This is a genomic window from Halocatena salina (genome assembly GCF_023115355.1).
Lineage (GTDB): Archaea > Halobacteriota > Halobacteria > Halobacteriales > Haloarculaceae > Halocatena > Halocatena salina.
In genome coordinates this window covers 1,946,291-1,967,429 of the sequence record NZ_CP096019.1, presented here as the reverse complement: position 1 = coordinate 1,967,429, position 21,139 = coordinate 1,946,291, and the positions used below count along the sequence as shown (strand labels likewise).

Below are 21,139 nucleotides of genomic sequence, written 5' to 3'. Positions count from 1 at the left end.
GAGCCGACGCTCCCGGACCGGGATCACAGTTGAGAAATGGTGGCTCGGTCGTTTCGAAACCCTCATCACAAGGGGCTCAGCGGGGGTAACGCCTCGTCATCACCACCGTGACGGAGTAGAACACCCGGTACCAAAAGACCTCGTTGGTTCTGTCCGATCCACGGAGATACTTCCACACCGAGACCATCAGTAATTACCATTCAGATAGCTTGTGAGACGTTCTCTGGCTGTAGGTTCCGGTTGCAGAAGCGTTTTTGGGCTGACTGTTGTAGCACCAACTGGTTTCTGTGGGACGTATTCCGAATCCGATTCGACTCGTGGTGTACTGGGTAGGTCTCGCACTCGTTCGTGCGGGCGTGATCGAGCGTGGTAGAGCACGGCGCACGACGGAGTTGGCGTGGCCACGTATCGTTACTGGCGTGGCTCGGATGTCGAAAAACGCGGTCGACGTGGCGATGGTCGGCATTGCCGTCGGGACGGCGGGGATCGCTGGTGTCGGATTCGCGTCACCGTACTGGGGGATCGCGTTCGCGCTGGGTGGTGGTGTCGCCAGCGGAACGATCGCGCTCGTCTCCCAGCGATACGGCGCTGACGCGTCGTCGGGGATCGGGCAGGCCGTTCGATCCAGCGTTACGATCGTACTCGCGCTCACGATCCCAGTCGCAATCGTCTTTTGGACGTTTGCCGAGACGTTCATCGGGTTATTGAGCAACGATCCGGCAACGATCGCGCTGGGTGCGGAGTACTTGCAGGTCGTCGCCCTCGGCGTGCCGTTCGCCGGACTGAACCTCATCGGAAGCCGCACGCTCGTCGGTGCCGACGACGCGTGGACACCGATGGTCATCCGAGCAGGCGGGGCAGTGTTGAACATCGGGACCAATGCGGTGTTGATCTTCGGTCTCAGTCTCGGTGTAACCGGTGCAGCGATCGGCACGGTGCTGGCGAACATCGTCGTCACGGCGACGTTCACGACGGGACTGGTGGTGGGATACCTTCCAGGCATTGGCGAGCTGCCCGTGAGCGTTTCACCCCGGAGCTCCTACTACGATGGCCCAACGGTGCGACAGCTAGTGAAAATCGGATCGCCGATGGTCGGGAAGAACCTCGCGTGGCGGTTGGGCGAATTCCCGCTGATGGCGATCGTCGGGATGTTCGGGACCACAGTCGTCGCGGCCTTCGTCGTCGCCCAGCGGGTTCGAGACTTGATGAACACCCCCGGATGGGGATTCAGCCTCGCTTCGAGCAGTCTCGTGGGCCAACAGCTCGGACAGGGCGACGAACAGACGGCCGAAGCGTACGGATACGACGTGATGCAGTTTGGAACCGCGGTGTATGTGGTTTCCTCGGCGATCGTACTCGTCTTCGCCGAACCGATCGCAACCGTGTTCGTCGGCAGTCCCACCGATCCGTCGCTTCCGGTTGCAGTGTGGTTGATCTACGCTACATGCATCGGAATCGTGTTCCGTGGCCTTTCGCGGACGGCGACGGGACCGCTGCGGGCGAGTGGAGACACGCGCTGGCCGTTTTACGGGCAGGTACTCGGCTACACGATCGCCATCCCGCTGGCGTACGTGGGAGCGGTCACGCCGCTTGGGTTACTCGGTCTCGGTCTCGCCCTCATCACGGAGATGTTCGTGCCCGCGGTCGTCAACTACTATCGGTTTTCGGCAGGCAAGTGGAAAGAGATCAGCCGCTCACACCGGCCGTCAGCCAGCCCTAGCAGCGATTGATCAGCACGGACCGGTCCGATGGAGAACGACCGTGAACTGATCGGGACCGAGATCCTGCTCGTCGCCGTACTGTGGAACCCGTGGAACGAGGCCGACCCAAAGGGCATCCCGAACCGATCCGGGTGACGAAGGATTGGCTGCGTAGTCGTCCGGTCGTCGTCCGAACTCCGCGGCGATCTCGTAGTTTCGTGATCCATTGAGCAGTGAACGGATGTACGCCGCCCGAGAGGGGTTGGTACGGCCGGGGGTCTCCGGATTGAGGAAGTAGAGATCCCTGTAGCCGAGTTGAAGATACTCCGGACACCGCGCATCAGCGTTGTCATCATTGTTCTGGGCGCGAGCGTTGGGGTGGTGGACCGTCATACCGTGGGGCACTGCGATATCGTGCATGTCAGCCCGATACACCTCCATCGATGCGTTCTCGGAGGCGTTCCGATCAAGCCACGTCGTCGCGTCGTCCATCGGCTGGGTAGCGTAGCCCAGATCCCCGACAACGGCGTACGCGCCGCCCGTCACGAGGAGGACGGCGAGGATGGGACGGGCGAGCCGCTGGGATCGAGCGAACAGACGCGATACCGTCACCCCCACCAGAATCGCCAGCATTGGAAACGTCGGGAGGAGATGGTGCACGCGGAAGTTCTGCCACGAGGAAAAGAGCACCAGATACGAACCGATGCCTCCCAACAACAGTAATACACCGCTGGTTTCGATCGATCGATCGCGCAGCCGCAAAACACTCCCGAGAACGCCGAGAACGCTGGCAATCGACAGCGGGAGTCCGAGTCCGTTGGCGTAGCTCCGAAGATACCACCACCAGATCGGTGCAGTCGGTCCGTGGGACTGCTCCGATCGCCCCATTCCTTGTGTGATTCGTTCGATGAGTGGATCGAATCCTGAGACGAACACGGATGGAAAGCCGAGAACGATCGTTACCGCACCCAGCCCGGCACCGGCCACGATCGTTTTCGGACGGACGAGTGTAGCCCATCGGTCTTCGACGTGACGTGCACGCAGGAAAAACGCCAGACCGAGCAGGACGACGAGCGGAGCTGCCGTGAACTTGAACGCGATGGCGATGCCGCCGACCACACACCCGGCCAGATACACCGCTTCGTCGCCGGTGTCGATGTATCTGAGCGCGAGATACAACGTGAGTAATATGAAAAACAACGAAGGAACGTCCTCGCCACCTTCGTGAGCCACGACGAGAAAGCCGAACGTGATCGTCAGCATCGTCGCAGCCAGCCGACCAGACATTCGATCGCGGAGAAGCGTCCCAATCCGGTAGGTGAGATACACCGAACCGACGGCGAACACCACTGATGTGAGCCGAACGAGTGACAAACACACCATCCAGAACCATTCGGGAACCGTGTTCCATACCGGCCAGTAACCGAACGTTGCAGTGGGACTGTCGAACGCGAGGACCACGTCGGATGTGCCGAAAAGGACCGTGAGCAGTACGACCGGAAACAGTACGATGGCATAGAGGTAGAACGTCGCGCCGTACGGTCGACCCCATTCGATGCCCGTCCTGAACGAGTCGATACTCGGATCGGAGAACACCGTGCCGTAGGCGACGAGCACGTCCAAGACGCGGGCACGTTCGTCCCGTGTAGCAAAGTTGGGAATTCGGTGCCAAAACCAAAACCCGGTGAGAAAAACCGATACTACCAGTATGTAACGGAGATACGGATCCACCCGGAGGTCACGGACGAATTGGCGTTTCGCCCGGACCGGTAACTCCCTGAAGGACCGAAGCATACAGCCGGTTTACCCATACTGTATAAAACAAGTTTCGGAACGGATGTGTGTTCGATAATTCACTGTAGGAGAGTTAGTTATTTCCTGTAACTATGAAATTATGAAACTGTAATGTGGATCTACTTGTCCCAAGTAGTGTACTCGCGGTGACGCGTTGCGGTGTGTTCGATGTCGGCCACCGATTGTGGGCCGTTCTCGGTGACGACTGTGAGCAGGTCGGCAGGTGTTACGTCGAAGGTGGGCGCACACACGTCGGCATCCGCGGTTCCGTCGTAGACGGTCGCTTCGTTGTCTCCCGGATCGGTGGGCTGATCCAGTGGTGGATCAGCCCGTTGCTGCTCGGGATGGATCTTATCTTCGGTCGTCACGACGTACGCCGGGATTCGCTCGTATGCGGTGGCAATCGCAGCTGTGCGCGTTCCGACCTTGTTCACGACGCGGCCATCAGCCAGTACGGTGTCCGCGCCGAGAAGTACGGCATCCACGCCCACGGTCGAAAGCGTGTGGGCGATCGCTCCATCGGGAAAGAGTGTCACATCGGCCGTCGTCGAGAGCGATTCCGCGGTCGTGATCCCTTCGCCACCGGGACGTGACACAGCGACATAGACGGTCAGATCCGGCCCGAGTCGTTCGAGCGTCCGCCGGACAGTGCCAGACCGGGAAAGCGTGAGGACAGTTGGCTCTTCGGGCAGCTGATCGACGCCGGCCGCCGCGACCCGCTCGCGTGCGGAACGTGCTCGATCGATTGCGTGTTCAGCGGCGGCCAACACCGATCCATCCTCGCTGGCGTCGTACATTGCCCGGTTGATGCGGTTGGCGACGACCGACATGTTCGGACGCGCCGTTTGCAACTGACGCGCGAGCGCGGGAAGCGATCTATCGGTGGTCCCGTACGCTTTAGCACTGGCCGTATCCCGGAGTAGTTCGAGCGCACGCAGCGAGAGGTACTCCGCGCCGTGTTTGTCGTCCGTAGCGATGGTGTCGACCGTCGGAGCCACTCGTTCGTAAGCCGTCCAGAGACCGGGTACCGTCTCACGGCGGTGGATCTCGACGGGAGACACCCACTCGTACTCGGCGATCTCTTCGTTCGGATCGACAGTCGGACTGTCACAGTCGAACAGATACGGATGAACGATCCACTCGGTGTCGTAGCGGTCATCAACGACCGATAGCGGCTCCCCAGACCGCACGAGCCGGGCAGACGTGAGACCGGTTTCTTCGTCGATCTCATTGTGGGCTTGCTTGGAGGGCATTCCCTCGGCGTACCCCGACACGCCGCCCCATAGACCCGAATACGAACCGACGGTATCGCTGCGCCGGAGCAACAGTATCGACGCACGGTACCGGAGGAAACACGTCACGACGTGGGTGTTGTCCATACACATCGTTCGCTCCCGGAACCTATCAACACACCTCACGACCACCGACAGGCGCGAATGAGCCGTGGCCGGGGGATTTATGTGCACAGGTGGATGTTTCGCACGCATGCGTGTTGCAATCCTCAGCGATACACACATCCCTTCACGCGCGCGAAGGCTTCCGGACTGGGTGGGTGAGGAGATCGAACGGGCCGACCACACCATCCACGCGGGTGATTTCGACTCACCCGACGCGTTCGGCTCGATCGAGGAGTTGACTGATTCGTTGACCGCAGTCGGCGGGAACATGGACCGACGCCTCGATCTCCCGGCGGTCGAGACTGTCGATCTCGGTGGAGTCCGATTCGTCGTTACTCACGGAACTGGATCGATCGAGGAGTACGAAACGCGGGTCGCCACGACAGTGACGGAACACGCAGACGGACCGACGGTCGGCGTGTGTGGCCACACCCATCAGCTCATGGACACGACCGTCGAAGGTGTGCGGCTGTTGAATCCGGGGAGCGCAACGGGAGCTTCACCGGCGTCGAAACCGTCGATGCTTGTCGCCGACGTGGACGATGGAGCGGTAAAAGTAACGGTTCAGGAGGGGTGAGAAGCTCCGGTATCGCGTCCGTTTATACCCGCGCCGTCCGTTCGGCGTGACATGAACGTGTTTGCGGTGCCCGATCTCCCGGAGGTTCGAGCCGGTGACGATCTCGGGGTGATGATCGACGAACGCGTCGACGTACGGGCCGACGACGTTATCTGCGTTGCGAGCACCGTCGTTTCGAAGGCTAACGGGCGCACAGTCGATCTCAAGGACGTGACGGCCGGGCCTCGGGCCATCGAGATCGCTGAGCGGATCGCAGCCCTGACTGACGAGGAGAAAGACCCTCGGTTCGCACAGGTCGTACTGGATGAGTCCACAGATCTCCTGTTGAGCGCGCCGTTTTTGCTCACACGAACGCCGTTCGGCCACATCACTGTCAACGCCGGGATCGATCGCTCGAACGTGCCCGATGCGGATCTGGTGTTGCTTCCGTCCGATCCGAGCGCGAACGCCGAGGCGCTTTCGTCAACGCTCGGCGCGCCGGTCATCGTCACCGACACGTGTGGGCGACCGTTCCGGCATGGCCAGCGCGGTGTGGCGATCGGATGGGCAGGACTGCCAGCCAGCCGCGACTGGCGCGGTGAGCACGACCGGGACGGCCACGAACTCGAAGTGACCGTTGAGGCGATCGTCGACGAACTCGCGGCGGCGGCGAACCTCCTGAGCGGTGAAGGCGACGGTGGCACGCCCGCCGTCGTGATTCGTGACTTCGAGTTCGGCGACCACGGTGGCAGCAACCAACTGTTTCGGGCGTACGACGGTGATCTCGTCAGGCAAGCACTCGAAGAATGGGAGTACCGAGGATGATCGGGATCGAACTCACACCCGAACATCCCGTCGATCGCGTCGTCGAATTGGGCACCGCTGCCGAACGGGTTGGCTTCGACACTGTGTTTACGAGTTGTCACTACAACAACCGCGATCCGTTCGTCGTTCTCACACGACTCGCTAATGAAACCGAGACGATCCGACTGGGACCGGGCGTAATGAATCCCTATGAGATCCATCCGGTCAGGCTCGCTTCTACGATGGGAACTCTCTCTGAAGCTAGCGACGGCCGGGCCGTCCTGGGCGTTGGAGCGGGCGATCGCTCGACGCTTCGGAATCTCGGGCTGGCGGACCAGCGAGGACTACGTTCGGTGTTAGAGACGATCAAAGTCACACAGCAACTCTGGAGGGGAGAGCGTGTTGACCACGAGGGAACGTTTCGGGCGCGGGACGCGCAGTTGAACTACACCGCCGAGAAAAGCCCGGTGTACGTCGGCGGCGAGGGACCACACATGTGCCGGATGGCCGCAAAACACGCCGACGGACTGTTGTTCAACGGTTCACACCCAGACGACGTTGCGTGGGCGCGCGAACAGGTCGAACATGGATTGGACGACCGCCCAGCCGACCGCGGTGCGTTCGACTTCGCGGCGTACACGAGCGTGTCGATCGCCCGTGACGCCGATGCGGCGCGCGAGGCTGCCCGGCCCCCCGTCGCGTTCATCACGGCAGGCGCACCCGAGTCGGTACTGGACCGCCACGGGATCGACGCGGAACGTGCGGCGACGATCGGTGAGTCCATCAGTGAGGGCGCGTTTTCGACGGCGTTCGAAGCAGTGACGGGGTCGATGATCGAGGCGTTCTGTATCGCTGGGACGCCCGAAACGGTCACTCGACGACTGAATGCCGTGTTCGATCACGTCGATAGCATCGTCGTCTCGGCTCCGCTCGGGCCGGATCTCGACACCGCGATCGAACTCGCTAAGACGGCCGTCGATCAAGCCGACAGGTAACGCACACACTGACTACTGATACTCACGGCCACGCGGCGAGGCCGACACCACTGGAGAGACGATCGCTCCTGCGGTGAGATAGCCCATGATCAGTACTGAGAAGCCGATCAGGACCGCACCACAGAGCACCAACACCGCCTGTGGAACGCTCGCTTCCAGGATGGTCGCGAACGCTTGCACCATCTCGGGGATGCTTTCGAGCAGTTCCGGAAGGATACGTGCCATACTGATACGTTCGCCCGGGAGTACTTGTGCGTGTCTGTCCGCCAACGCTATTGACGATCGGAGATACCGGTCAGTATGGAGGATCGATCGTTGTCGGACTTCCAAACTGAGAAGCCACGATATGACGCCGAGGCAGCGGCCGAAACGACAGTTGCGGGTATCGAGTTGACTATGGACTGGACCCCCGAGGGAGCAGCCTGTTCTGACTGTGGTGAGAACGTACAGCGGCGGTGGCGCGACGCGGACGGTGATAGCGACCAGTTGGTGTGTATTGCGTGTAAACAGTGGGCGTGATCACGCCGGTTCAGTCGGCGTTGGTGGGTGCAAGCTCCGTCTCGCCGAGCGTCGCATCGATCTTGATTCCATCGGCGAGGCTCGTCACCACCGAGTTTCCGGCCCGTTCTTGCTCGATGAGATCATCCTCCGCGAGCCGATCGAGGTGGTACGAGACCGTTCCCGGAGCGCGATCGAGATCCTCAGCGAGAGCCGAAACCGCCGCCGGTTCGAGTCGAGCGATCGAATCGAGTACTCGGGCAGTCGCGTCGTCGTTCATGGCGGCTTCCAACGCCGGGTCGTCGCTTCCGACCGGATAGAACCGGTGTTTCCCACCGTCTGCATCACCGACGATGAGCCCCTCGTCCTCGAGGATGCGGACGTGATACCGAACCGTTGAACGGGAGGCAGAGACCTGTTCGCTCACCTCCGAGATGTAGGTTCCCGGCGACTGCTCGATGATGCCGTACACCCGACTACGAACATCGTTTTCCAGCGGATCCGAGTTGTCATACCGACTGTACCGGAGCAACACCGTCCACAGCGGCGGAACGGTGTTGCCATTCCCCGAGAGTTCGTGGACGAGAAGTGATGGCTGATCGATCACCGAACCAACCCGATCATCAGTGGTAACCGTTTTCGGACCGAAATGCTCGATATCGAGCGTGGGCAACGTACACGATCCCATCCGCTCTGTTGTATCGTCGTCCTGGGCGGGCGCTATTGACGCGAGCGCGATCCCACTCGATCCCAACACGAGTAGGAGTACGAGCGTCATCACTGTAATTCGAGAAACGGTGACCGATTTTGTTCCAATCATTCCAATCCACCAAATAATAACCGTTAACGGTGCCTCTATCCGGTGATCACACTTCTGGCTTGTAGCTTTGTTGGTATCGGTAGAGTACGCAGGAGTATGTGGTGGCAAAATCCAGCAGGATGAACTCTGTGGATTCAAGACCGTCCGTTTCCATAGGAGGAGCATGCCCCGACGAAGCGTGCTGTTTTCCCCGGGTGATCGACCGGAGCTGATGCGAAAAGCGCCTCAATCGGGCGCGGATATCGTCGTGTTCGATCTCGAAGACGCCGTTGGGCCGGAGCACAAATCCGTCGGTCGTGAGGCGGTCGCTTCCGTGGTGACGGATCCGACGTTCGATCCCGACTGTGCGGTGTGTGTCCGTGTCACCAGCAACGCGAAGGAGGATCTCACGAGACTCGCCGAGAATTCGGTTCGGTTGGATCTCCTCATGCTCCCAAAAACCGAAACCTCAACCGATGTGACCGAACTCGCCGCGACGAGTTCGGAGTTCGGAATCGACGTCCCCGTATGCGCGCTGTGTGAAACCGCACAGGGCGTCCTCAATGCCCCGGAGATAGCTGCCGCCGAGCCGACAGCTGCGATCGCGTTCGGCGCGGAAGATCTCGCGGCCGACATCGGTGCGAATCGGACCGACGAGGGAACAGAGGTGTTGTACGCCCGCGAGCACGTGGTCCTCGCAGCGAGTGCAGCGGGCGTCGACGCGATCGATACCGTGTTTACCGACATCGGCGACACCGAAGGACTCGCGACAGCGACCGAAACCGCCCGCGATCTGGGCTACACGGGTAAAATGGCGATTCATCCCGACCAAGTTTCGGTGATAAACGACGCCTTCACCCCGAGTGACGAACAGATCGAGTGGGCGCAGCGGGTGCTCGACGCATACGACGAACGCGAGGGAGGCGTCTTTCGCCTCGACGACGAAATGATCGACGCGCCACTCGTCGCTCGGGCCGAGAACATTCTCGAACGTACACCTCACAGTCAGCGCGGCTAACGCGTGATCTGAACGTTCGACGTATGGATATCTCCTGATTCGACACGTTTAACGGCTGAGTTGCTAAGGTAGAACCATGCCGGGATCTACGAATCCCTTCTCGAGTCTTCAAGAGCAGGTGGACGACGCTGGTGCGTACGTATCCGGAATCGACGAAGACGTTCTCAAACGGTTGAAACACCCAGAGCGTGTTCTCGAAACGAATCTCACGGTCGAGATGGACGATGGGAGCCTCGAAGTCTTCAAAGCTTTCCGGTCGCAGTTCAACGGCGACCGAGGACCGTACAAGGGTGGGATTCGATACCACCCGGGCGTCACTCGAGATGAAGTGAAGGCCTTGTCGGGGTGGATGGTGTACAAGTGTGCGGTGGTCGATATTCCCTACGGCGGTGGAAAAGGCGGCATCGTCATCGATCCGGAAGAGTACTCCGAGACCGAATTAGAGCGCATTACTCGCTCGTTTGCCTCGGAGTTGCGGCCGCTCATCGGGGAAGACAAGGACATTCCAGCTCCGGACGTCAACACGGGCCAACGGGAGATGAACTGGATCAAAGACAGTTATGAGATGCTCGAAGGAACCACTGAGCCGGGGGTCGTCACTGGAAAGGCGCTCGACAGCGGTGGCAGTGAGGGCCGCGTCGAGGCGACCGGGCGCTCGACGATGCTCGCCGCCCGAGAAGCATTCTCGTATCTCGACCGGGACATCAGTGACGCCACTGTCGCCGTGCAGGGCTATGGCAACGCGGGAGCGATCACCGCACAACTCCTCTCTGAGGAACTGGATGCGTCCATCGTCGCCGTGTCAGACTCGAGCGGAGGGATCTACAACGCGGATGGACTTGACGCCACCGCGGTCAAAGATTTCAAACACGAAACGGGCAGTGTCGCTGGCTATGAGGGGGCGACCGACGAGCTCACCAACGGTGAGCTGTTGACGCTCGATGTCGATTTGCTCGTGCCAGCCGCACTCGAAAACGCCATCGATGCTGACATCGCGTCCGATGTCCAAGCGGACGTCATCGCGGAAGCCGCGAACGGTCCGATCACGCCGGACGCCGACGACGTACTCGCCGAACGCGACGTCATCGTGCTCCCGGACATCCTCACGAATGCAGGCGGTGTCACAGTTTCGTACTTCGAGTGGGTGCAGAACAGACAGCGCTTTTACTGGACCGAACAACGGGTTAACGACGAACTCGAACGGATCATCACGGAATCGTTCGACAGCATCGTATCGGCCTACGAAGAAAAGGATCTCCCGACCTTCCGGGTCGCCGCCTACGTCGTAGCGCTCGAACGCGTCGCCCGTGCGTTCGAACAGGCCGGAAGCTGGCCGTAATCGAGTTGGCAGACGCAGCGAACACGCAGTGCGTTACACGAACCGGTACTGTCGCTCACCCATCCGTCCCCAACCGTCGAACACGAACTCGTTTTTGGGCGTCGTGAACTCCTCAGTGTCGTCTGCGCTGATGTCGTGGTTGTGAACGTCGTGGATGTGTTCGTACTCTTCGAACGTGATGTCGTGGCGCGCTTCGAGCTGTTCGTCGATGGTGAGCATGGCAATCTCGTCTTTCCAGCCGGGCTGGACCGTTTCCGTGTGGGTTTCCGCCTGAGCACCGCTGCCGTAGGAGGCGACGAGCAGGCGTTTTCCGGTCAGGTCCCGTCCCGTTTCGAGCGCGTGTTTGAGTGCGCTCGCACGCGCGATGTGGACAGAACCCGTGTACCAGTTGCCGACGTACCGAGAGATGTCGAGCGTTGGCTCGATAACGCGTTCGTACCACTCGCGGTAGTTCTCAGTACCTTTTAGCTTGTCAGTGTACTCACTCACGGCGTCGAGATACGCCTCCTCGTCGTCGAACGCTTCCATTCGGGGCTGGCGTCCGATTTCGCTGGCGAGTTCCTCTTCGATGTCCGTATCGCGGATCACGTGGCGATAGCCCAACAGCCCGGCCTTCCGGACCATTCCCGGGAACGGCGTGTGGAACGGGATGTACGCGAAATCATCCGGGTGCATGCGGCCAGCGACGGACGCATAATCGGAAAGCGCCTCTCGCATCCGGGCGAGATACACCTGTACGCTGCGCTTACCGTCCACGCTCGGGAACTGTTGGTTCGGCTTGAGAAAGTCCGTCTCGTCCGCGCTGCCGTACCCCTGCTGGGGGCTTAGCTCCACGAGCGATGGGTCCTCGCTGATGAGCATCGCCACCGCGCCGGCGCCCTGAGTCGCTTCGCCCGCGTCACCCCGGGCGTACAGCGCCGTGTCCGTGGCGATCACGAGCGCCGACCGGCCGCGGTTGCGTCCCGCACGGATCCAGTTGTACGCATCGTTCAAACTCTGGGTTCCGGCGATACAGGCGAACTTCCGCTCCCCCTTGTTGGCGTGGTGAAACGTGGTGTCGAACACCTGTTCCAAACAGCCCGCGATGTACGTCGAGACGGGTTTCGAGTTGTCGAACGCGCTTTCGGTCGCCACATCGATCCGTCCGATGTCCGCTGGCGTGTGACCGGTTCGTTCGAGCAGCCGATAGGCAGCGTTGGCCCCCATCGTCACGATGTCCTCATACGAATCAGGGAACGAACTCGTATACAACCCGAGTCCTTTTCGGTACTTATCCGGATCCTCATCGTGGGCGGGAGCGAACGTTTCCGCCAGATCTAGGCACAACTTACCAGTGTGAATTTCGATCGCGTCGATCCCGACACTAACCATATCCCTCCCAATGAACGGCTACCATAAGTGTTTGACGACAGAAACTTCGTCGATCGTCGAACTCCATATCGTGGGAGTGACAACTCGTGTGAGGTACTAGTAGCGATCGCCTACACGGGTGTGACGGGATTCGAACCTCAGTCACATGTTCCAGTTCGCTGTGCTCGCGGGCCTGCGTACTCCCTACTTCGAATCCCGTTCCGGTTCGCTCACTGCGTTCGCTGCACGGGCGTGACGGGATTCGAACCCGCGATCGAGAGGTTAGGAACCTCTCGCCTTGTCCACTAGGCCACACGCCCCCAACCAATCGTCGTGTAGGGGGTGAAAAACGATTACGAATGCGGACGCTCAAGGGAGACCCTGTCACGACGGGCGTGATGTTCCCGGTACGCTCTGTGTCCCGAACGATCGGGACAGGAATGGCCGCGAGTAGTGATTTTGATTATCGTCGATCTCGCTCTCGTCCTGCTTCGGTCGAGGTGCCCCATCCAGCGTTCGATTGGCCCGAACGCTGGTTCTGGTTTTGGGTGCGCTGATTCTGGTTTTGGGTGCGCTGGGGTTGACCTTGTTGGGGTTGACCTTGTTGGGGTTGCCCCTGTGCGTTCGCCTGTTCGAACCCGCCTTCGTTACTAAACGAGTCGTTGGTATCGTTGCTGAACGACTCGTCTTTATCCTTGTCGAACGAGTCGTCGTCTTTGTGCGAATCGCTCCCTCGCATTTCCTGGAGTTCGTCCTCGATCTCCTCTCGACCTTTTTTGAACTCACCCATCGCCTGACCACTCGAACGCGCTAGTTTGGGGAGTTTGTTGGCTCCGAACAGCAAGACTACGATGAGCAGGATGACGATCATCTCCGGCCCGCCAGGAAGCCCCGGGAACAGGGGTACTAAGCTGGTTGGCATCACTACTACACGGTTGTGAATTCCGAACTATAGGCCTTTTGCTCGTCCATTAAACAGTCCACATGATTCACCGGCGGGTATACACAGTGAGAACGGCCGAACAGCAAGACACTAGGACGGGAGGTATTTACACCTGTCAGTTGTAGCCCGACGTGATGCCAGAAACTGGCGATACTGCACCTGATTTCACTGCACCGCTCGCAAACGGTGACGTCGATTCGATCACGCTTTCCGAGACGCTTGAAGCCGAAGGCGGACCGATCGTGCTCGCCTTTTTCCCCGGTGCGTTTACGAGCGTCTGCTCACACGAGATGTCTACGTTCAACGACCGACTCGAAGAGTTCACGAACGCTGGTGGAGAGGTGTACGGCGTGAGCGTCGACTCGCCGTTCGCACAGAACGCCTTCCGGGATGAGTTGGGCTTGGAATTCGAACTCATCAGCGACGCCAACGACGAACTCGTCGAGGCCTACGACGTGTCGATGGACTTCGATAACCTCGGTGTGTACGGGGTGGCAAAGCGTTCCGTGTTCGTTATCGATTCCGATGGCGAGATTACATACACGTGGGTCAGCGACGATCCCGGCGTCGAACCTGACTACGAGGAAGTCGAAGACGCCGTCCGAGCGGCGGAATAGACGTTCGAGCCAGCCGATCGGAACCAAAATCGTTCGTTACCGCTGGCGTTCGTTCTCGTTCTCGTTCGTTTCCTCGTCGTACTGATTGACAGCGTCGACAGCGTCGATATCGCGCTCGACGTTGTATTCTTCCATTCCCGCTGCTTCGCCCGTGATTTCGCTATAGACGGCTTCTCTGACCTCCGTCGGTGTCTCGTACTGCTCATCGGCGAGGCGGTCGAAGACGCTCCCCAACGATTCGGTCTCGTTGGCGAGATCGATCGTCTCGTCGCCGTATTCGGTCGCAAGCTCCTCGCTCGAAACGGGATATTTGAACTCCTCAAACCGCCCCTCCAGCTGACGAGACGCGTGTTCGGCGTGTTCTGCGCGCTCTCGACGACGATTCTCGGCGGATTCTTGCACCCGTTCCGGATCCGGGTCGGACGTCTCTCGGTCCGGTGTCCGTTCGTCGTCGGTCATCAGTACATGTACTGACGACAGCATCAAAACCGTGGTGCCAGCAACTGCCACTGAGTATCAACGAGAATTCTTTTCGTTTTTGCGGACGGGTAGACTACTATGGCAGACGACCTGCTGGATAACGGCGGACGCACGTACGATCCGGAGGCTGACCACGCGTTTCCCGACGAACGGGTAAACGCGATCCTCGAGTACGTGGACGACGATGAGGAGATCGCCGCGTATCTCGACGCCCAAAACGTCAATCCAGTCCAGCGAAAGGGGTACAACGACCACGGGTCGAAACACGTCAGTATCGTCCGCAATCGCGCGCTCTGTCTGTACGATCTTCTGAAAGCCGGCGGGGTGGCGTTCAATGGAGCGCGACAGCAGGGTCTCGACGAAGCCGACGAGCCGGTGATCATCGGATTGGCGGCCGTGCTGCACGACATCGGGCACATCGTCCACCGCGACAGCCACGCCTACTACTCCATCCCGCTGGCTGCGGACGTACTCGATCGCATCCTCCCGGCGTTTTACGACACCGAGGCGCGTATTCGCATCAAAGGCGAGATCCTACACGCCATCCTCTGTCACCACACCGTCGAAGAGCCGCTTACCACCGAGGCCGGCGTGATGCGGGTTGCGGACGCGCTGGACATGGAACGCGGCCGCTCGCGGATGCCGTACAGACAGGGTGGCCGGGGCATCGATACCCTCTCTAGTCAGGCCATCACGCAGGTGGCGCTGTTGGAAGGTGATGAATTTCCGGTGCTCGTCGAGATCACCATGACCGACGCCGCCGGCGTCTATCAGGTGGACGAACTCCTGAAATCCAAGCTGAACGGTTCGGGACTCGAGGAGCACATCCGTATCGTCGCCATGAACACCCGTGAGGACGATCTGCTCGAACGGATTGAGCTCTAAAACCACCTTTTTTCCGCTCGGGTGGCTGCGCCACCACTCGCCTAGCGAGCCGGTCGCTCACTTCGTTCGCGCTGCGACTCGCTGGTTCCCACTCGCTGGCGCTCGCGGGAACGCAAAAAATCTGGACCAAAAAAGCCGCTCGCTGGCGCTCGCGGTGCCGGGTCTTGCCCGCCCCGCTCCGCGACCGCGACCGCCCCGCGACCGCCTCCGCCTCCACCGACTCTGTTGTACTCAATCGTCAGCGTGGACGGCTGGCGGCTCGCTCACGACACGAGCCACGTCGGGATACTGCTGTCTCAATCCGTCGAGATCGCCGCGCTGGCGATAGTGGCAGTACTCCGCCAGCATCCCTACCAACGCGGCTGGCACACTCGTCGCGTCGGGTTGTTCGGTTATCGCAGTCGGATCCTGCTCGTCCTCGGGCGTGTACACCGACTGGACGACCGTTCCGTCGCGCTGTTCGTGGTAGCGGACCTGGCCGCCGTTCCCGAACCACCCGGTGGTGACCAGCTCCCCGGTCGCCTCGTAGCGCGTGATGTTCGCAATGCCGGGCAGGTCGTCGTAGTTCACTTGTGACCGACCGAGTCCGGCGGTTGCTAAGATCTCCTCGATCTGCGTGGCGTGTGCACAGCCCGTGCTCCGACAGGGTTTGCACCACGTTCCTGTGCCCACGTCCACGACGTAGTACAGCTCAGCCTTCGAGATCGTCGCTCGATCATCGAGGGTCGAGATGTTCACCGACTCGCCCAGTCGATCCCAGAACTGAAACACCGGCAACGTCATTTCCTTCCCCCCGCGAACGAAGTGAGCGGCCTTTTTTCGCCCACGTTTTTTGCGTGAGGGTGAGCGAAGCTCACCCGAGCGGAAAAAAGGTGGAGGGTCATCGACGACCCTCCAGCAGTGGACAGCCAACACGGTGCTCATACTGCGACCGAACCGGACGCCCGCACCGAAGACACCGCTGGCGCTGTTTGGTTTTCCGATATGATTTCTGATACGATTCGACACCGTTACATGTCTCTGATTCGTTCCCAATCATGGGTTCTTGCATCACAGAGGACCCAGCGTCGGGTGTTCACGGCACCCGGCGCGCTTTCCGAACGCGCGCAACACGTGGCTGCGCCCTCCATTTCGTTTTGGCACCTCCATTACTTATAAAGTTATTTATTTATCCCACATCATTCACTGCGAGAAACAGCTGGCTCGTCGGAACGCTTAATACGAGATCTATAGAATATAGATTATGGCTGGCAACGTCACTTCCTCCCCAACGCGGTCGAATCCGATCGCCACGATTCGCTCGCTCGCGGCACTGATCGAGCCGGATCACCGTGCGCGCGTCTATACGGCGCTTTTGCTTGCTGAAGACGGTGAGCTAACCCCACAGGAGATCTGTGATTCTACCGCGGTTCCACGCGCAACGATCTATGACGATCTTAGTTGGTTGGTGGAGGAGGGGCTCGCCGCGCGTAGTGAGACTGGACGACCACATCGTTATCAAGCGACGCCACAAGCCTTGTCGCTGTCACCATGGCAGACGATGGGACCACGTGAGCGAACGTACTATCTTGCTCTCGTAGTCGCAGTCGCTCGAAAGGCAGAGAACCAGACAGTAGAAACGTTCATCGATCGCCACGGCGTCGAAACGCTAGCGGACGCGATCGAGTACACGCTTACTCGACTCAAGGGACAAACGACACTGCGATCGATGGCCCGAGAACTCGATCTGCCAGTGGTTGAGACCGAATCGATCTTTCAGGCGATCGTTGGTATCCTCAGCGACCTGAACCAGAGTCACATCACACCCCAATTACTTGATATTCCACTCGATGCAGCGGATACCAGAGCAGAATGACGACGGTCGAAGTTGATGATGAACGCGTTGGTCACGTTGCAGATACGGGTGTGTTCGTCTGGATCGGCGGACCACAACCCGACAGACCGGGTCCGTCGAAGTTCGAGACGTTCAAACAGCTCGCTGCGACCGAGGGAATCGTGTTCACGATCTCGCAGCAGGCTCACGAGGAGCTCACCGAAAACACTGATTCGGATTATGAGATGCGGGGATCGTTCATCGAGACAGCGATCGAAGATGGTTGGGTCACGGTCGCTGAGCCGCTGGATTTCACCATTGGTCCCGTCTCAACCGTCCTGAACCGAGCCGAGCAGTTGATCACCCAACGTGACAAACACCACCAGACGGCAGCCGACGCGCGAGCGGATGCCTCTTTACTTGCGATCGCCACACAGCTGATCGAAACAGAGCAGACCGATCAGTGTATCATCTACACGACCGACAAAGCCCAAAGCGAGACAGCGATGGATCTCCTTGGGGAGCGGTACGACGATCGGATCGTCGTCGAGTACTGTGTTCCACATCTCGATAATGGAATCGCAGTCGAGGAATTTCGTCGACTCTGGCGGGAATGATCCCAATCAACGACGTGGACCGCCGGACAGATAGCGGGCAACACGAGCACACGAGTCTATCCACCCCGACACCGGCAAGCGGTGCCCCGGCTCGCAGTGTTTTTGGTCGATCGACCGAACCGTTCGGCATGGAGACGCGTAAACTCGGCAGCACGGACATCGACGCGACGGCCATCGGACTCGGAACGTGGAACGTCGGGCCGGTGTGGGGCGACGTGAGCGACACCCAGATCAGAGACGCCATCCACACCGCGATCGATGCGGGAATCACGTTCATCGACACCGCGGAAGTGTACGGCGACGGTCGCGCCGAACGGCTCATCGGGGAGGTACTCACAGAGCGAGACGACGCCGAGGTGATCGATGTCGTGACGAAAGCCAAACCGGATCCTGATGGTGGCCACTCACCCGAGGGGCTTCGTGAGTCCGTCACCGGATCGATCGACCGGCTCGGGGTGGACAGCCTCGATCTCGTCCAGTTGCACTGCCCGGATACGTCCGCGTTCTACGATCCCGCGGTGTTCGACGCGCTCGAAGCCCTCCGCGCGGAGGGGTTGATCGACCACGCTGGCGTCAGCGTCGAACTCGTCGAGCAGGCACAGAAGGCCATCGAATACGACGTGGTCGAGTCGGTGCAAATCATCTTCAACCCGCTCCGGCTGCGCCCCCGCGAACGGCTGTTCGAGGCGGCCCAACGCCACGACGTAGGGATCATCGTTCGGGTGCCACTCGCCTCGGGGCTGCTCGCCGACGCGTTCGATGAGACGACCGACTTCCCTGAAGGCGACCATCGCCGTGTAGCGATCGAGGACGGCGTTGCGGCTGGGGTTGGCGCGAAAGGCGGCGAAACGTTCGCCGGAGTCCCCTTCGACGCCGGTATCGCAGCGGTCGAGGACCTCCGTCCGCACGTTCCGAGCGAGTTGTCGATGGCGCAGTTCACACTCCGGTGGATCCTCGATCACGAGGCCGTCACGACCGTGATCCCGGGATCGACCTCGCCGTCCCACATCGAAGAGAACGCCGACGCCGCCGACTATCCGGAGCTTTCGCACCAAACCCACGGCGCGGTCACGGACGCGTACGACGAACACGTCCGCGAACACGTTCACCACCGGTGGTGAATCACTGTGTCGGGGGTGTGCGGTTGGGGTGAGTGACCGGCTCGCCAGGCGAGTGGTGGCGAAGCTACCCGAGCGCAAAAAAGTGGTTAGAGCACGTACCGCTCGCCGTCGACGGCGGCGTGTTCACCGAACGCCTCTTCGGGCATCGGGAAGTGTGAAATGTGAACGAGACGGGTTCGGGCGGCGTTCAGTTCCTCGGCAAGCGAGAGCGCCCCCTCCATCGTCATGTGCTTGGTTCCGACGGTTCGCGGAACGCCCGCGTCGTTTTCGTGGCGGCCCCCGAGTGGATGGTGTTCACAGAGCCGCGCCGGAACGATGGCGTCGGCGAGCAGCAGATCCGGATCGGCGAGTTGGTCCCGAGTGGCATCGGGAATAGCGAAGTTAGTATCGCCGGTGATGGAGAGCTTCGCTCCTGTCTCATCCTTGATCGTCAGCCCATAACAGAGAAACGGCGGATGTTCGACCGGCAGGAGCGTCACGGTGAACCCACAGGTCTCGAACGGTTCGAGTGGCGGTTGAGGACACACGTCGATCCGATCGAGGTAGTCATACTTTCGATCGATCGTTTCAGCGACACTCTCACCAGTGGTCGGGTCGGTTTCGTTTGCCGCGTACACCGGGAGCGATTCGAACAGCCGGTAGGCGTTGCCCAGTCCGTCCAAATGGTCGAAATGGATATGCGTGATGACGATCGCGTCCGGAAGCGCCACCTCATCGCGGAGCAGTTGATACCGAACGTCGGGACTCGTGTCCACGAGCAGCGACTCACCCGTCGCCTCGTTCTCGACGTGGATCGAAAACCGGGTGCGCTCGACGTCCCGATCGACGGCTGCTTGGCACGTCGCACACTCACAGCCCGGTGTCGGTGTGCCCGTGGTGTCGCCAGTCCCGAGCAGTGTGACTCGCATCAGTCGCCGTTGGAGCTGTGGTCGTGGACGTGATCATGATCGTGGCCGCCGTTGGGTGCACCCGAGCCGGCGATGAGCGCGTCGGCGTCACCGTTGATCATGTCCATATTCTTGAGGTTGTCACGTTCCTCGAAGCCCTCGACGGCAGTGAGGAGATCGTTCTGTGTAAGTGTCGTGCGTTCTTCCGTGAGCGCGTTCAACACGGCTTCTCGAAGCACCAACCGGAGATCGCTGCCGGTCAACCCTTCAGTCTTGTCCGCGAGTTCCACGGGATCGAAGTTCTCGATATCCATCTTCCGCGTAATGACCCGGAGAATGTCCGCCCGCATCGGAGAATCGGGCTTTGGGAAGTTGACGATCTCGTCGAACCGCCGCCACGCGGCAGCGTCGAGCTGGTCGGGATGGTTCGTCGCGCCGATGAGCAACACGTCGTCTCGGATGAGACTGACTTCGTCGATGGATTTGAGCAGCGTGTTCACGGCGCGTTTGATCGCGGCGTGCTCGTCGCTAGAGCGCGTTTTCGCCACGAAATCGAACTCGTCCATGAAAAAGATACACGGTGCGAGTCGCTTTGCCACCTCGAACGCCTTGTCGACGTTTTTGGCAGTCTCACCGAGATACTGGCTCGTGATCATCGAGAGTTTGACCTCTACGAACGGCAGCTCGAGACCGTGAGCTAGCGCCCGAGCGACCGACGTTTTGCCGGTTCCCGGTGGGCCAACGAGCAGCAGCTTCCCGATCTCTCGCAACCCGATTTCTGCGAGATATTCGCGATGCTCGATCGCTTTCACGATCTTCTGAATCTCGGCCTCCTGATCCGTCGTGAGCACGAGGTCGTCGAGCGTCATCTCCATCTCTTGGGGGGCACGAACCTCGACGAGATCGAGCATCTCCTCGTCCTCCTCGTCGAACACCTGTTCGAGCAGGCTATCGATCCACACCCGATCGGCGTGGATCGGACGGTTCATCGAGCGTGCCGCCTCGTAATCGACGTTTTCGACGTCCGACTCGAAATATCCCGCGAGCGTCGGATTGGTCATGAGACGGTCCGCATCGGTTCGTTTGAGATACCACTGCTCTGCCATCTCAACGTCGCTGAAGGAGAGTTCCCCCGTGAACTCCTCACGCTGGGTGAACAACAGCTCGGAGACGGTATCCCACGGATGAGCGATTCCCGTCGCCTCGGAGATCCGAGTATCGGTAACGGTCAGAGGTCGTTGGATACTGCCAGGAGCACGACGGTCACCGGCTCCCGAAGCGTCTTCCGGTGTCGAGTTCTCAGCGTCGGCATCCGAATCGGCGGTAGCGGCAGTGCGCCAGAACGCACGACGGTATGACGGTGGAAGATCGCCCGGGTCACGATCGGTGTCCTCGTTGTAGACGCGGGCGGTAAGCATGAGTTCTATGACGTCAAGCGCCGGGCCAGTCATTCCCCAAACAGTTGTCGCGGAACGCGTATAAGACCGTCGGAGTGTGCTTACATCGCAAAATATGGTATGTGAACA

Annotated in this window: 21 protein-coding genes, 1 tRNA gene and 1 pseudogene; 12 read left to right on the top strand and 11 right to left on the bottom strand. The window is 60.2% G+C overall.

Going from position 1 to position 21,139, the window contains the following annotated elements; genetic code table 11:
• Positions 1 to 287: 287 nt before the first annotated feature.
• The gene (locus tag MW046_RS10030; protein ID WP_247992969.1) at positions 288 to 1,730 is read left to right on the top strand and encodes an MATE family efflux transporter; all 1,443 of its coding nucleotides are present in this window, start codon (positions 288 to 290) and stop codon (positions 1,728 to 1,730) included.
• Here the strand turns inward: MW046_RS10030 and MW046_RS10025 are convergent, their stop codons facing one another.
• The gene (locus MW046_RS10025) at positions 1,731 to 3,494 is read right to left on the bottom strand and encodes an ArnT family glycosyltransferase (RefSeq protein ID WP_247992968.1); all 1,764 of its coding nucleotides are present in this window, start codon (positions 3,492 to 3,494) and stop codon (positions 1,731 to 1,733) included.
• Between the two features lie 119 nt (positions 3,495 to 3,613).
• Positions 3,614 to 4,873: an eIF2B alpha/beta/delta subunit family protein gene (locus MW046_RS10020; RefSeq protein ID WP_247992967.1), complete on the bottom strand. Its 1,260-nt coding sequence runs from the start codon at positions 4,871 to 4,873 to the stop codon at positions 3,614 to 3,616.
• A 106-nt stretch (positions 4,874 to 4,979) separates the two neighbouring features.
• Here MW046_RS10020 and MW046_RS10015 point away from each other — a divergent pair, with 106 nt between their 5' ends.
• From MW046_RS10015 to MW046_RS10005, 3 genes are read left to right on the top strand one after another with little or no spacing between them, the layout of a single operon-like run.
• Positions 4,980 to 5,468 (top strand): metallophosphoesterase family protein, encoded by a 489-nt coding sequence (locus tag MW046_RS10015; RefSeq protein ID WP_247992966.1) that lies wholly within the window; start codon positions 4,980 to 4,982, stop codon positions 5,466 to 5,468.
• A 51-nt stretch (positions 5,469 to 5,519) separates the two neighbouring features.
• The gene (locus MW046_RS10010; RefSeq protein WP_247992965.1) at positions 5,520 to 6,272 is read left to right on the top strand and encodes a coenzyme F420-0:L-glutamate ligase; all 753 of its coding nucleotides are present in this window, start codon (positions 5,520 to 5,522) and stop codon (positions 6,270 to 6,272) included.
• Positions 6,269 to 7,246 carry a 5,10-methylenetetrahydromethanopterin reductase gene (locus MW046_RS10005; RefSeq protein WP_247992964.1) on the top strand — a complete coding sequence of 326 codons (978 nt, stop codon included), beginning with the start codon at positions 6,269 to 6,271 and terminating at the stop codon, positions 7,244 to 7,246. Before MW046_RS10010 ends, MW046_RS10005 begins: the two co-directional genes overlap by 4 nt.
• Before the next feature lie 12 nt (positions 7,247 to 7,258).
• On the opposite strand, the gene MW046_RS10000 is transcribed toward MW046_RS10005, so the two are convergent.
• Positions 7,259 to 7,471 carry a DUF8024 family protein gene (locus MW046_RS10000; protein ID WP_247992963.1) on the bottom strand — a complete coding sequence of 71 codons (213 nt, stop codon included), beginning with the start codon at positions 7,469 to 7,471 and terminating at the stop codon, positions 7,259 to 7,261.
• 75 nt (positions 7,472 to 7,546) lie between these two features.
• On the opposite strand from MW046_RS10000, the gene MW046_RS09995 reads away from it, so the two are divergent.
• Entirely contained in the window at positions 7,547 to 7,765 is a 219-nt protein-coding gene (locus MW046_RS09995; RefSeq protein ID WP_247992962.1) for a DUF7573 domain-containing protein, read from the top strand.
• A gap of 10 nt (positions 7,766 to 7,775) precedes the next feature.
• Here MW046_RS09995 and MW046_RS09990 read toward each other — a convergent pair whose 3' ends face one another.
• Entirely contained in the window at positions 7,776 to 8,564 is a 789-nt protein-coding gene (locus MW046_RS09990; protein WP_247992961.1) for a winged helix-turn-helix transcriptional regulator, read from the bottom strand.
• Between the two features lie 163 nt (positions 8,565 to 8,727).
• Here MW046_RS09990 and MW046_RS09985 point away from each other — a divergent pair, with 163 nt between their 5' ends.
• Together MW046_RS09985 and MW046_RS09980 are read left to right on the top strand one after the other, a co-directional pair.
• A complete protein-coding gene (locus MW046_RS09985) occupies positions 8,728 to 9,561 on the top strand; it encodes an HpcH/HpaI aldolase/citrate lyase family protein (RefSeq protein ID WP_247992960.1) in 834 nt (277 codons plus the stop codon).
• A gap of 76 nt (positions 9,562 to 9,637) precedes the next feature.
• Positions 9,638 to 10,900 carry a Glu/Leu/Phe/Val family dehydrogenase gene (locus tag MW046_RS09980; protein WP_247992959.1) on the top strand — a complete coding sequence of 421 codons (1,263 nt, stop codon included), beginning with the start codon at positions 9,638 to 9,640 and terminating at the stop codon, positions 10,898 to 10,900.
• Between the two features lie 33 nt (positions 10,901 to 10,933).
• Here the strand turns inward: MW046_RS09980 and hmgB are convergent, their stop codons facing one another.
• The 3 genes and pseudogenes from hmgB to MW046_RS09965 all read right to left on the bottom strand — a co-directional run.
• Complete coding sequence (gene hmgB / locus MW046_RS09975) at positions 10,934 to 12,271, bottom strand: hydroxymethylglutaryl-CoA synthase (protein ID WP_247992958.1); 1,338 nt, start codon at positions 12,269 to 12,271, stop codon at positions 10,934 to 10,936.
• A 226-nt stretch (positions 12,272 to 12,497) separates the two neighbouring features.
• Positions 12,498 to 12,570: transfer RNA gene (locus MW046_RS09970), tRNA-Arg, on the bottom strand.
• A 409-nt stretch (positions 12,571 to 12,979) separates the two neighbouring features.
• Positions 12,980 to 13,172 (bottom strand): annotated as a pseudogene (locus MW046_RS09965) (twin-arginine translocase TatA/TatE family subunit); the annotation flags it as partial.
• Positions 13,173 to 13,327: 155 nt separating this feature from the next.
• Here MW046_RS09965 and MW046_RS09960 point away from each other — a divergent pair.
• Positions 13,328 to 13,810: a redoxin domain-containing protein gene (locus MW046_RS09960; RefSeq protein ID WP_247992957.1), complete on the top strand. Its 483-nt coding sequence runs from the start codon at positions 13,328 to 13,330 to the stop codon at positions 13,808 to 13,810.
• 36 nt (positions 13,811 to 13,846) lie between these two features.
• Here MW046_RS09960 and MW046_RS09955 read toward each other — a convergent pair whose 3' ends face one another.
• Positions 13,847 to 14,269, bottom strand: a complete 423-nt coding sequence (locus tag MW046_RS09955; RefSeq protein ID WP_247992956.1) for a DUF5789 family protein — start codon at positions 14,267 to 14,269, stop codon at positions 13,847 to 13,849.
• Positions 14,270 to 14,368: 99 nt separating this feature from the next.
• Between MW046_RS09955 and MW046_RS09950 the strand changes: the two genes are divergently transcribed.
• Entirely contained in the window at positions 14,369 to 15,175 is an 807-nt protein-coding gene (locus tag MW046_RS09950; RefSeq protein WP_247992955.1) for an HD domain-containing protein, read from the top strand.
• Positions 15,176 to 15,406: 231 nt separating this feature from the next.
• Here the strand turns inward: MW046_RS09950 and MW046_RS09945 are convergent, their stop codons facing one another.
• Positions 15,407 to 16,099, bottom strand: a complete 693-nt coding sequence (locus MW046_RS09945) for a hypothetical protein (RefSeq protein WP_247992954.1) — start codon at positions 16,097 to 16,099, stop codon at positions 15,407 to 15,409.
• Between the two features lie 319 nt (positions 16,100 to 16,418).
• Here MW046_RS09945 and MW046_RS09940 point away from each other — a divergent pair, with 319 nt between their 5' ends.
• The 3 genes from MW046_RS09940 to MW046_RS09930 all read left to right on the top strand — a co-directional run bounded on the left by MW046_RS09940 (position 16,419) and on the right by MW046_RS09930 (position 18,726).
• The gene (locus MW046_RS09940; RefSeq protein ID WP_247992953.1) at positions 16,419 to 17,030 is read left to right on the top strand and encodes a DUF7437 domain-containing protein; all 612 of its coding nucleotides are present in this window, start codon (positions 16,419 to 16,421) and stop codon (positions 17,028 to 17,030) included.
• Entirely contained in the window at positions 17,027 to 17,605 is a 579-nt protein-coding gene (locus tag MW046_RS09935; protein ID WP_247992952.1) for a PIN domain-containing protein, read from the top strand. The genes MW046_RS09940 and MW046_RS09935 overlap by 4 nt, the downstream gene beginning before the upstream one ends.
• A gap of 128 nt (positions 17,606 to 17,733) precedes the next feature.
• Entirely contained in the window at positions 17,734 to 18,726 is a 993-nt protein-coding gene (locus tag MW046_RS09930) for an aldo/keto reductase (RefSeq protein WP_247992951.1), read from the top strand.
• 86 nt (positions 18,727 to 18,812) lie between these two features.
• Here MW046_RS09930 and MW046_RS09925 read toward each other — a convergent pair whose 3' ends face one another.
• Both MW046_RS09925 and MW046_RS09920 read right to left on the bottom strand, forming a co-directional pair.
• Positions 18,813 to 19,634 (bottom strand): MBL fold metallo-hydrolase, encoded by an 822-nt coding sequence (locus MW046_RS09925; protein ID WP_247992950.1) that lies wholly within the window; start codon positions 19,632 to 19,634, stop codon positions 18,813 to 18,815.
• On the bottom strand, positions 19,634 to 21,064 hold the full coding sequence (locus tag MW046_RS09920; RefSeq protein ID WP_247992949.1) for an ATP-binding protein: 1,431 nt from the start codon (positions 21,062 to 21,064) through the stop codon (positions 19,634 to 19,636). Before MW046_RS09920 ends, MW046_RS09925 begins: the two co-directional genes overlap by 1 nt.
• Between the last annotated feature and the right edge of the window lie 75 nt (positions 21,065 to 21,139).